We start from the raw sequence: 10,508 nt of genomic DNA on the forward strand, positions 1-10,508 counted from the left end.
CAGGATTAATTTTTTGGCTGTATCTCACTGTCGAGTCAAGAGGCAAAAATACAAATAAAGCGAGAACTGTCGCTCTTACAGTTCCCGCTCTATTATTGTTGTATTGTTGGAGTATCTAACCCCCGAATATTGAGTTAAATTAGTACAAATCTTCTTCTTTGTGGGTGACGATCACACAGTCAGAAGTCGGATAGGCCACACAGGTGAGGACATAACCGGCCTCAATTTGATCGTCATCTAAGAAGGATTGATCGGATTGATCAACGCTACCGGATAGGATTTTACCAGCGCAAGCAGAACAAGCACCAGCACGACAAGAAAAAGGTAAATCTAATTTTTTTTCTTCCGCTATATCGAGAATATATTTATCATCGGGAACATCAATTGTCTGGTCGCCACCTGGTGTTTTCAGGGTGACTTTATAAGTGGTTGTCTTTGTTTCCTTTGCCATAGGTTGTTCCTCAGTCTTAAAATCCCTTTTCTCGCCGTTTAAACTGAACGGGTCGAATGAGTTTCCTTTCTGATACTACGCGAAAATTTACCCGGCTCAACTTAGCATTAGTAATGACAGCCTTAAATAAACTTAAAATAATATTTACTTATCACTTTAGCAGATTAGCTGTTTAATTAAAAGTTGATACAATAGCCTAGTCTCATAAAATAAAAGTCTGCATAGCCTATCCTTCCCTAATGCCTTAAAAAGGGTTGATTCGGAGAAATAGCGCAAATAGTGTGAGCATACAACTGAGAACGCACCAAACCGAAGAAAATCTAGTAGAAATGATTTGGCTACAGTTAACAGGTCTTTTGAGCAGATTTTAGGGGATGGCGAAAAGTTTTCCTGTGGTTAAACGACTGTTCGAGTTTGTTGGAAATTTCAATTATTGAATTTTCCTAACCTTAAAAAATACGATAACTTTTCACATTTTATTTAGGGATGCTATAGCTAAAAAAGTTAATCTGGCTGGGGATTTTAAATTATACTCGTCACTATTTAAATTGTCATCGTTATGATCTAATCAGTCTTATTTTAAGACATAAACAAGCTATTAAGAGATTTAGCAAAATTCTAGGGGGTCAGTTTTAGTAACTGCATAAGTAGTCGTGCAAAATTAATTTCTTGCTTAGGATAGGCAAAAGGCAAGAGGTGGTTAGATATATGTAATTAATTTTGCTTAGGTACTTAATGATATATTGTCTTAAGCGATCGCTGCTTTGAGCCTGTGCATTAACAAACAAACTATAATTCGGTGGACAGCATTTCTCATAATTTGAACTGCCTAGGAGAAATTTTAGTACAAATGCTCGAACTTACCACTCTGGTACTCATTGAGATAGTCAACAGCTGATCGCAGCCACTTCTTTTTTACCATATTTAGCTACACTTCGCTTCTCATAGGGATTGTAGGCTTCCTTGTCACCCCGTCAGAGTTAAGAGCAAAACAGAGACAGAAGCGAAGCTCAACCCGATGATTAGCTAATGCTATCGATAAACATCTTCAATGCTGCTTTTGAGAAGGAGACGGGTTGCTAAAGCCTCTATAATAAGTAGCCATAGAGATGCCGACAACTTCCCCTGTCGATAGCGAATAAGGAGAAAAAAAACCCAGTGTTTGTCCTCAAAGGTTACGAGTATTTTCTAGGATTTCTGCTCGCTTGCAGTTTAGTACCAATCCTATCCCTAACGGCCTCCAAAGTCCTGCGACCTAGTGGTGGCGGTCCGGAAAGACGCACCACCTATGAATCGGGGATGGAACCGATCGGCGGTGCTTGGATTCAGTTTAACATTCGTTATTATATGTTTGCCCTCGTTTTCGTGGTTTTTGACGTAGAAACCGTCTTTCTCTACCCTTGGGCAGTAGCTTTCAATCAATTGGGCCTATTAGCTTTTGTAGAAGCATTGATCTTTATTGCTATCCTTGTGGTTGCTCTCGTCTATGCTTGGCGGAAAGGAGCCTTAGAATGGTCATAACGGCCATAATTTTCCTTATTTTTGACTTTTCATGAGAGGATAACCCGATGAGTCCCAACCCTACCAGCGAATTTAAGCAAATTATCGCACAACAAAGCGAAAAAATCCTCAATCCCATTGAACGCACCAAAGTTACCCAGGATTTATCGGAAAATGTCATTCTCACTACCGTTGATGACCTGTATAACTGGGCGCGTTTGTCAAGTCTTTGGCCGATGCTATACGGTACAGCTTGCTGTTTTATCGAGTTCGCGGCCTTGATTGGTTCCCGTTTTGATTTCGATCGCTTTGGTTTAGTTCCCCGTTCTAGTCCCCGGCAAGCTGATTTAATCATCACTGCCGGTACAGTTACCATGAAAATGGCCCCCGCTTTGGTGCGTCTGTACGAAGAAATGCCAGAACCTAAATACGTTATCGCCATGGGTGCCTGTACGATTACGGGAGGAATGTTCAGCAGTGACTCCACCACCGCAGTCAGAGGGGTAGATAAACTTATCCCCGTGGATGTTTATATACCCGGTTGTCCCCCCCGTCCGGAAGCGATTATCGATGCAATTATTAAACTGCGGAAAAAAGTCGCTAACGAATCTCTTCAAGAACGTGGGACTGTCCTCCAACAAACCAATCGTTATTACAGCACCACCCACAAAATGCAGGCCACGGAACCGATTCTTACGGGTAAATATCTACAATCGGCTACCCGTCAAGCACCTCCGAAAGAGTTACTAGAAGCCACTGGTATGCCGGTTCCTCCCGCTCTTTTGACCACGAAACAAAAGGAAGAAATCTAAATGACTGAAGAAACCACAGCTATTGTGCAAGCTGGCCCCACTTCGATTTGGTTAAGCGAAAATGGTTTTGATCATCAAGCTTTAGAAGCTGACCATAGTGGTGTGGAATTGATTAAAGTAGAACCAGACTTTTTAATTCCTCTGGCCACTGCTTTATTCGCTTATGGCTTTAATTATCTCCAATGTCAGGGCGCTTACGATTTGGGACCGGGTAAAGAATTAGTTAGTTTCTATCATCTGGTCAAAGTAACCGATAATGTCGATAGTCCCGTGGAAGTGCGCTTAAAAGTCTTTCTTCCTAGAGATAATCCCAGGGTTGCCTCGGTTTACTGGATTTGGAAAGCCGCTGACTGGCAAGAACGAGAAAGTTATGATATGTTCGGCATTATTTATGAAGGACATCCCCACCTGAAACGGATTTTAATGCCAGAAGATTGGGTCGGTTGGCCCCTACGCAAAGATTACGTTTCTCCCGAATTCTACGAACTACAGGACGCTTACTAAGTCGAGAATTTAATCACTAATTAGGTTATGGATCCTATGGGGTTGGAAGCTATTTCTAGCCCGATTTTTTTTTGATACTAAATCCGTTGAGTATAAGTAGGTAGATATTAAAAACGATCAGTTCCCCCCTTATCAAGGGGGGATTAAGGGGGGATCCCCCCGCCTATCGGCACCCCCCTTATCAAGGGGGCAGGGGGGATCAAAGACAAAATCTATCTTCAATTTAATTATAACCAGCTACTTATTATCAGGAGAGGCACTCCTGCAAAACGGAGAATAAATAATCAGTTTTTAATAACTGGATTTAGTATTACTTAGCCGAGAAAATCCTCGATCGCCTGTCCCGTCTCTTCCGCTGCTTCTTCCGGTAAAAAATGACCACTGGCGATCGCCTGTCCTGTCACTTGATTAGCTCGCTGCTGCCAAAGAGCGATCACATCGTATTGACGTGCGATGAAACCTTTTTTTCCCCAAAGAACCAAGAGGGGAGAGGAAATTTTCCGGTCTAAATCCTGACGATCATGCTCTAAATCGATGGTAGCGGCGGCCCGATAATCGGCACAGGTGGCGGTTATCGTCCTTAAATCTCGAAAACAACGCCGATAATCCCCCAAGGCTTCCTCTGTAAAAGCGCTAAAATCTCGCCCCCAACTTTGCAAGCAATGGTGCAGATAATAATCGGGATTAGCAGCGATCAGGGTTTCGGGAAAAGGGGAAGGCTGAATCAAGAAAAACCAATGATAGTAGGCAGTGGCAAAAGTTTGATCAGTAGCCTCGTACATCGCCAGCGTCGGTGCTATATCGAGTAAAACGAGTTTTTTGACCTTTTCGGGAAAATCAAGGGCGAGACGGTGGGAAACTCGCGCCCCTCGATCGTGGCCGATCAGATAAAACTCCTGATAACCCAATTTTTCCATCAGCAACACCTGATCTAAGGCCATGACTCGCTTGCAGTAATTGCTAGAATCCTCTAGGGGTAAGGGTTTATCGCTATCCCCGTAGCCGCGCAGATCCGTGGCGATTACCGTAAAATTAGCCGCTAATCGGGGGGCGATTTTATGCCACATTTGATGAGTTTGGGGATAACCATGGAGCAAAAGCAGCGGAAAACCGCGCCCACCTTTGACACCATTGATAGTAATGCCATTAACTTCTAGCTGAAATTTCTGAAAATTTGTCAGCATTTTTGCTTCCTGTCACCTTAGGGAGAGATAATTGCATCATCAGGCCAAAGTGGCCCGATCGGTAAAGTTTTTTCACTATAGCTCCTCAAGCCCCTGTTTTTCTGGTAGATTAAAACCATTGGGTTGCTCAAAAATCAACGAGTTAAGCAGTAATTTGATTATGATCTCGATTATCTATTCCGATGAATTTCTCGATCACGATACAGGTATTTACCATCCCGAAAAAGCGGCGCGTTTAACGGCAATTGTCGAGGCTTTAAAACAAACAGAATGGCAGTCAAAATTAACATGGCATTTACCCACACCGATCGAAATTCGTGACGAAGTAATCCCTTTGATTAAACAAGTTCATAATCAAGATTATGTTGATAGATTGCGGCGAATTTGTCAACAGGGCGGAGGAAGATTAGATGCCGATACTCCCGTTTCTGCGCGTAGTTACGATGTGGCGTTACTAGCGGTTAGTGGCTGGTTAGATGGGGTAGATCGAGTTTTATCTACTGGCGATCCTGTCTTTATTTTAGCCCGTCCCCCCGGACATCATGCCACTTCTAATTATGGCATGGGTTTCTGTCTGTTTTCTAATGCTGCTATTGCCGCTTATTATGCTTTGGAAAACAAAAGAGTGCAAAAAGTAGCGATTCTCGATTGGGACGTACATCACGGCAATGGCACCCAGGATATAGTCAAAAATCATCCCCAGATTGCCTATTGTTCCCTCCATCAATTCCCCTTTTATCCCGGCACGGGAGAAGCGCGAGAAAAAGGTGAGTTTAATAATGTTTTGAATATTCCCTTATCGGCGGGAAGTACGATTAAAGATTATCAAGAACATTTTGAGGGGCAAGTCATACCTTTTCTGAAAAATTTTCAACCGGATTTAGTGATTGTTAGTGCTGGATATGATGCCAATCAAGCGGATCCTCTGGCGGGAATTTGTTTACACCCACAGGATTATGGAATTTTAACCAAATACCTCTTAACTCTCAATAAACCGCTGCTTTTCGGCTTAGAAGGTGGTTATGATTTAGAAACTTTAGCGGCTTCCGTCGTCGCCACCTTAGAAGCTTTGCTCTGATCCTATTCCGGGTAATCGTTACATTTCTTTAAAAAGATTGGTAACAAAGTGATGGAATGCGGTAAGGTAAACGATCGATAGAAAAAAAACCTTGACCTAGTTGCCTTTTAAGATTATGAACTCGCTTGCGCCACACCTAAAAGCCAAAGCCCTCAAGCCTAATAGTCGTCGTCCTGCCAAAGAATTGTGTAGCGAGTGCGGACTTTGTGACACTTATTATATTCACTATGTTAAAGAAGCTTGTGCTTTTCTAAATCAACAAATCGCCGATTTAGAAGCAGCAGCACACGGCAAAAGTCGCGACTTAAATCAGCAAAATGATCTCTATTTTGGTGTTCATCAAGAGATGATAGCTGCCAAGAAAAAACAAGCTATCCCTGGGGCGCAATGGACAGGAATCGTCAGTACAATTGCCTGTGAAATGCTCAATCGTGGTTTAGTAGAAGGGGTGGTTTGTGTGCAGAATACCGCCGAGGATCGCTTTCAACCGCAGCCGATTCTCGCCCGTACCACGGAAGAAATTCTCGCCGCTAAAGTTAATAAACCGACTCTTTCTCCCAATTTATCAGTGCTAGAAGAAATTGAAAAATCGGGCATGAAACGGTTATTAGTTATCGGAGTTGGTTGTCAAATTCAAGCCCTAAGAGCAGTAGAAAAAAAATTAGGCTTGGAAAAATTATATGTCTTAGGAACTCCCTGCGTCGATAATGTCACCCGCTCAGGACTACAAAAGTTTCTAGAAACTACCAGTCGTTCCCCAGAAACCGTGGTTCACTACGAATTTATGCAGGATTTTCGGGTACACTTTAAACACGAAGACGGCTCGATGGAAATGGTTCCTTTTTTTGGCTTAAAGACTAATAAATTAAAAGATGTTTTTGCCCCTTCCTGTATGACTTGTTTTGATTATGTTAACTCCCTTGCTGATTTAGTTGTGGGCTATATGGGCGCACCTTTTGGCTGGCAATGGATTGTCGTTCGTAATGATACGGGCAAGGAAATGTTAGAGTTAGTTAAAGATCAATTAGATACCCAAGATGTTATGTCTAGTGGTGATAGAAAACAGGCGGTACAAAATAGCATTCCTGCCTATGATAAAGGTGTAACCTTGCCGATGTGGGCGGCAAAAATGATGGGAGTAGTAATTGAAAAAATCGGGCCTAAAGGGTTAGAATATGCTCGCTTTTCCATCGATTCTCACTTTACCCGTAATTACCTTTATGTTAAACGTAATTATCCTGAAAAATTAGCGGCTCATGTTCCTGAATATGCTAAAAAGATTGTGGAACAGTATAAATTGCCCGATTAATTAGGGTATGCTGAAAAAGTAGGGGACCAGCATTCGGATAGGAAATCTACGGTTTCAACCATAGGTTATCGTCCGAATGCTTCTGCTTCTTCGACAATCTCTTATCAGTTATCAGTTATCAGCTATCAGTTATCAGTGATTAATTCAATCATAGTCGATGATAGGTGATGCGTTACGACTAAATCTGGATGTTGTTAAATTTTCTCTTGACAAAGGCGACTTGACAGGATACTATATTCATAATGGAAAATCCTTGCGCCTACAGACCCTATTTTCAAGTCTCAATAATCGCCAATAAAAGCTTAGATAGCGATAATTTTTTTTAAGATTGAGAACCATGAACCATCAAAGAGAGTTTTATGTTGTCATTGAACGAGATGAGGATGGATATTATGTTGGGGAAGTTCCTCAACTTCGGGGTTGTTACAGTCAAGGGGAAACGATTGATGAATTGATGAAGAATATCAGGGAAGTGATTGAACTTTGCTTGGAAGATGACAATCCGGAAGATGTGTCGAAGTTTGTTGGAATTGAAAAGGTGTCTATCTGATGCCAAAATTACCGATATTAACCGGTGATGAAGTTATCAAAGCTTTAACGAGAATAGGGTTTCAATCTATCCGACAAAAAGGAAGTCATCTGCGCTTAAAACATGAAGATGGAAGAGTTGTCACCGTACCAGCTCATCGGGGGAAAACTGTTGGGAAAGGATTACTCCTAAAAATTTTACGCGATGCTGAACTGACGCAAGAAGAATTTATTCGTCTGCTGTAATTCCCATCTTGATTTAAGCTTCATGTCCCCGTTTTTCTGGATGTTGTTAAATTTTCTCTTGACAAAGGCGACTTGACATGATGCTATATATATAATGGAAAATCCGTGCGCCTACAGACCCTAGTTTTCAAGAATTTTCAAGGTCTAGTTTATTCGCCATAATGGGTTTTAGCACGATGAATATAGATTAACTTCTGTTCATCATCAGTCTAAACTTTGATTGGAATGATTGAATGAATACTATGATTGTGTTGTATGCTGACTTCATAAACCATTAATCAATGTCTCCCAACACTTCCTCAAGAGAATAGGTTTCATTTTCATTAATTTGCTGTAGAGATAGTTGTAAGCTTTCTCTTAAATCGGGAATAGAGAGTAATTCGATGGTTTCTTGTAAACTTTCATAGTTTTTTTGGGAAATCAAAATTACAGAGTCCTCCTGATTCTCAATGGCATAAATTTTGTTATCTTCCGTAACCGATTTAACGAGACTGGGTAAATCGGTTTGAGCATCGGCGATTTTAATTTTTTTGATCATAATTAATCCTTTTTTTGATGATGAAATAATAAAAATTATTGTAGGGATTTAACAATCTCTCCTAATCACAGTCCAGACAGCATCCTCCTATAATTATCCATCATTGTAGTCATCAGTGATTAATTCAATCACTGTCAATTACAATAACGTTTTTCTGGATGTTGTTAAATTTTCTCTTGACAAAGGCGACTTGACATGATACTATATTCATAATGGAAAATCCGTGCGCCTACAGACCCTCTTTTCCAAAGCATTCAAACTCTATCTTAATTCTACTTGCCAGAGTTGGGACAACATAGTTTTATATTCTCCATAATCGTTTGAGTATGGGGATGATTTTCCCCTAATCCTTCTCTGAAAATATTAATCGCTTCTAGATAGAGAGGTTCCGCTTCTGAGTACCTAACTTGGGAGTAGTACAAGTGTGCTAAATTGTTGAGGGAAGTTGCCACATGGGGATGATTGTCTCCTAGTAGTTGTTGTCTCAATTCTAATGTAACTCTATATTTTGAAATAAAATGAAAAATCCTTCTTGTGTAAAATGCTTATCGTGGGTAAGAATTTCATTTATATTCATTTGGCGCATTGTTTGCATGGATATACAATCTGTTAAGCTGTAATCTTTATCTGGACGATTTTGATATAAATCTAATCCTGATTGGAACGTCTGATGAGTTTGAGGTATAACTAAGATTTGGGGATTATTTTGTAAGCCTCTAATAACTTGTAAGGTTTTTCGTCTAACTGACATTCCATAAGCAGATAGATTGTTGAAAACTTCAATAAAGACTTCATCGGTTGTCACTATTGTTACCTGCTGGAGTTTCCTTGTCATTTCTATAGCTTTCTCATGCCAATCATTACGATTGTTAATGAGAGCAACCCAATAAAATGTGTCTGCAAAGATGGTTTTCATTGCTATGATACTATAAACTTTAGTTTCGGCTTTGCTTAGGATTTGGGAACTCCATAAAGATAATGATCATGTTGATTAGCAAGATCTATAGGCAACTTTTCTAAGTCGTCATTGTCTAATGGCATCTCTTCCAGAAGCTTTAATATTGCCTCCCCTACATTACTTTCAGATTTAGCATAACTAGCTTGTGCTGAAAGGAGGAAGTTCAAAGTTTCTTCTATTAAAGAATCTGGTGCTTGTTCAATCTCTTGTAATAGTCTCTCTTTAGTGTTCATGGTTTTATTCCTTGCTAATCAGTTATCAGTTATGGCTCTCTTGGATTTGGTGGGTAAAATGTATTCTAAGATACAGTCCTACTGGCGAGGGAATGGAAGGAACCACAAAGGCACAAAGGACACAAAGATCGATTATGTTGTAGGTTAAGCTTATCGCACAGAGTCTGGAAGATTCCTATAATAAGTCTAAGCTGTGATTTGAATGATTGAGTGAATACTATGATTGTGTTGTATTTGGCAAGTCTTTATCAATGATCAATTATAGCCTATCCCATAATCCCATAAATCACAGTTAAGACTGTTTTCAGGGATGAGGGGGTTTTGGTTTCAACATCTCCACCACCTCATCGGGAAACCGTTGTCTTAATTCTGCTTCGGGTAATTGGGATAACATCCTCAGATAATTCTGATAAACGGTTTGGGTATGGGGATGATTTTCCCCTAATCTTTCCCTGAAAATATTAATCGCTTCTAGATAGAGAGGTTCCGCTTCTGTGTACCTGCCTTGGGAACGGTACAATGCTGCTAAATTGTTGAGGGAAGTTGCCACATCGGGATGATTGTCTCCTAAGAGTCGTTTTCTCAAATCTAATGCTTCTAGATGGAGAGGTTCCGCTTCTGTGTACCTGCCTTGAGAATCGTACAATCCTGCTAAATTGTTGAGGGAAAGTGCCACATCGGGATGATTGTCTCCTAAAAGTCGTTTTCTCAAATCTAATGCTTCTAGATAGAGAGGTTCCGCTTCTGTGTACCTGCCTTGGGAATCGTACAATCCTGCTAAATTGTTGAGGCAAATTGCCACATGGGGATGATTGTCTCCTAATACTTGGGTAGCAATCTTAATCGCTTCTAGAAGGAGAGGTTCCGCTTCTGTGTACCTGCCTTGGGATTGGTACAAGTATGCTAAATTGTTGAGGGATTGTGCCACATCGGGATGATTGTCTCCTAAGAGTCGTTTTCTCAAATCTAATGCTTCTAGATAGAGAGGTTCTGCTTCTGTGTACCTGCCTTGGGAATCGTACAATCCTGCTAAATTGTTGAGGGAAGTTGCCACATCGGGATGATTGTCTCCTAAGAGTCGTTTTCTCAAATCTAATGCTTCTAGATAGAGAGGTTCCGCTTCTGTGTACCTGCCTTGGGAATCGTACAATAGTGCTAAATTGTTGA

At 40.8% G+C, this 10,508-nt stretch carries 14 protein-coding genes; 7 read left to right on the top strand and 7 right to left on the bottom strand.

All coding sequences use genetic code 11. The features are described 5' to 3' along the window. Window positions 1–139: 139 nt before the first annotated feature. The gene (locus IM496_RS06200) at window positions 140–451 is read right to left on the bottom strand and encodes a ferredoxin (RefSeq protein WP_194014871.1); all 312 of its coding nucleotides are present in this window, start codon (window positions 449–451) and stop codon (window positions 140–142) included. Window positions 452–1,609: 1,158 nt separating this feature from the next. Here IM496_RS06200 and ndhC point away from each other — a divergent pair. Genes ndhC through IM496_RS06215 form a run of 3 tightly spaced genes read left to right on the top strand, consistent with a single transcriptional unit; the run spans window position 1,610 to window position 3,267 of the window. Then, entirely contained in the window at window positions 1,610–1,972 is a 363-nt protein-coding gene (gene ndhC, locus IM496_RS06205) for a photosynthetic/respiratory NAD(P)H-quinone oxidoreductase subunit C (protein WP_002739390.1), read from the top strand. Between the two features lie 47 nt (window positions 1,973–2,019). Further along, entirely contained in the window at window positions 2,020–2,763 is a 744-nt protein-coding gene (ndhK, locus tag IM496_RS06210) for a photosynthetic/respiratory NAD(P)H-quinone oxidoreductase subunit K (protein WP_287661554.1), read from the top strand. Then, a complete protein-coding gene (locus tag IM496_RS06215; RefSeq protein ID WP_002778330.1) occupies window positions 2,764–3,267 on the top strand; it encodes an NAD(P)H-quinone oxidoreductase subunit J in 504 nt (167 codons plus the stop codon). Between the two features lie 314 nt (window positions 3,268–3,581). Here the strand turns inward: IM496_RS06215 and IM496_RS06220 are convergent, their stop codons facing one another. Then, window positions 3,582–4,451 carry an alpha/beta fold hydrolase gene (locus tag IM496_RS06220; RefSeq protein ID WP_287661555.1) on the bottom strand — a complete coding sequence of 290 codons (870 nt, stop codon included), beginning with the start codon at window positions 4,449–4,451 and terminating at the stop codon, window positions 3,582–3,584. 160 nt (window positions 4,452–4,611) lie between these two features. Between IM496_RS06220 and IM496_RS06225 the strand changes: the two genes are divergently transcribed. The 4 genes from IM496_RS06225 (at window position 4,612) to IM496_RS06240 (ending at window position 7,612) form a co-directional block, all read left to right on the top strand. Beyond that, complete coding sequence (locus IM496_RS06225) at window positions 4,612–5,529, top strand: histone deacetylase family protein (protein ID WP_287661556.1); 918 nt, start codon at window positions 4,612–4,614, stop codon at window positions 5,527–5,529. A 115-nt stretch (window positions 5,530–5,644) separates the two neighbouring features. Next, window positions 5,645–6,838 (top strand): Coenzyme F420 hydrogenase/dehydrogenase, beta subunit C-terminal domain, encoded by a 1,194-nt coding sequence (locus IM496_RS06230; RefSeq protein WP_287661558.1) that lies wholly within the window; start codon window positions 5,645–5,647, stop codon window positions 6,836–6,838. A 337-nt stretch (window positions 6,839–7,175) separates the two neighbouring features. Continuing rightward, window positions 7,176–7,388, top strand: a complete 213-nt coding sequence (locus IM496_RS06235; protein WP_271954314.1) for a type II toxin-antitoxin system HicB family antitoxin — start codon at window positions 7,176–7,178, stop codon at window positions 7,386–7,388. After that, a complete protein-coding gene (locus IM496_RS06240; protein WP_287661560.1) occupies window positions 7,388–7,612 on the top strand; it encodes a type II toxin-antitoxin system HicA family toxin in 225 nt (74 codons plus the stop codon). The genes IM496_RS06235 and IM496_RS06240 overlap by 1 nt, the downstream gene beginning before the upstream one ends. A gap of 274 nt (window positions 7,613–7,886) precedes the next feature. Here IM496_RS06240 and IM496_RS06245 read toward each other — a convergent pair whose 3' ends face one another. The 5 genes from IM496_RS06245 to IM496_RS06265 form a co-directional block, all read right to left on the bottom strand. Continuing rightward, window positions 7,887–8,150: a type II toxin-antitoxin system Phd/YefM family antitoxin gene (locus IM496_RS06245; RefSeq protein WP_002756068.1), complete on the bottom strand. Its 264-nt coding sequence runs from the start codon at window positions 8,148–8,150 to the stop codon at window positions 7,887–7,889. A 272-nt stretch (window positions 8,151–8,422) separates the two neighbouring features. Further along, on the bottom strand, window positions 8,423–8,638 hold the full coding sequence (locus IM496_RS06250; RefSeq protein WP_002797173.1) for a tetratricopeptide repeat protein: 216 nt from the start codon (window positions 8,636–8,638) through the stop codon (window positions 8,423–8,425). 2 nt (window positions 8,639–8,640) lie between these two features. Next, window positions 8,641–9,066: a type II toxin-antitoxin system VapC family toxin gene (locus tag IM496_RS06255; protein WP_287661561.1), complete on the bottom strand. Its 426-nt coding sequence runs from the start codon at window positions 9,064–9,066 to the stop codon at window positions 8,641–8,643. Window positions 9,067–9,101: 35 nt separating this feature from the next. Next, the gene (locus IM496_RS06260; RefSeq protein WP_002735146.1) at window positions 9,102–9,341 is read right to left on the bottom strand and encodes a hypothetical protein; all 240 of its coding nucleotides are present in this window, start codon (window positions 9,339–9,341) and stop codon (window positions 9,102–9,104) included. 304 nt (window positions 9,342–9,645) lie between these two features. After that, a partial coding sequence (locus IM496_RS06265; protein ID WP_287661562.1) for a tetratricopeptide repeat protein occupies window positions 9,646–10,508 on the bottom strand: 863 nt, incomplete at its 5' end.

The organism is Microcystis sp. M049S2 (assembly GCF_020245625.1).
In the GTDB taxonomy this organism is placed as follows: Bacteria; Cyanobacteriota; Cyanobacteriia; order Cyanobacteriales; family Microcystaceae; genus Microcystis; species Microcystis ichthyoblabe_A.

What these genes read in the sequence shown, in the direction of transcription:
- IM496_RS06200 (WP_194014871.1), bottom strand. Translation starts at nt 451, where the DNA reads ATGGCAAAGGAAACAAAGACAACCACTTATAAAGTCACCCTGAAAACA.
- ndhK (WP_287661554.1), top strand. Translation starts at nt 2,020, where the DNA reads ATGAGTCCCAACCCTACCAGCGAATTTAAGCAAATTATCGCACAACAA.
- IM496_RS06215 (WP_002778330.1), top strand. Translation starts at nt 2,764, where the DNA reads ATGACTGAAGAAACCACAGCTATTGTGCAAGCTGGCCCCACTTCGATT.
- IM496_RS06220 (WP_287661555.1), bottom strand. Translation starts at nt 4,451, where the DNA reads ATGCTGACAAATTTTCAGAAATTTCAGCTAGAAGTTAATGGCATTACT.
- IM496_RS06225 (WP_287661556.1), top strand. Translation starts at nt 4,612, where the DNA reads ATGATCTCGATTATCTATTCCGATGAATTTCTCGATCACGATACAGGT.
- IM496_RS06230 (WP_287661558.1), top strand. Translation starts at nt 5,645, where the DNA reads ATGAACTCGCTTGCGCCACACCTAAAAGCCAAAGCCCTCAAGCCTAAT.
- IM496_RS06235 (WP_271954314.1), top strand. Translation starts at nt 7,176, where the DNA reads ATGAACCATCAAAGAGAGTTTTATGTTGTCATTGAACGAGATGAGGAT.
- IM496_RS06240 (WP_287661560.1), top strand. Translation starts at nt 7,388, where the DNA reads ATGCCAAAATTACCGATATTAACCGGTGATGAAGTTATCAAAGCTTTA.
- IM496_RS06245 (WP_002756068.1), bottom strand. Translation starts at nt 8,150, where the DNA reads ATGATCAAAAAAATTAAAATCGCCGATGCTCAAACCGATTTACCCAGT.
- IM496_RS06255 (WP_287661561.1), bottom strand. Translation starts at nt 9,066, where the DNA reads ATGAAAACCATCTTTGCAGACACATTTTATTGGGTTGCTCTCATTAAC.
- IM496_RS06260 (WP_002735146.1), bottom strand. Translation starts at nt 9,341, where the DNA reads ATGAACACTAAAGAGAGACTATTACAAGAGATTGAACAAGCACCAGAT.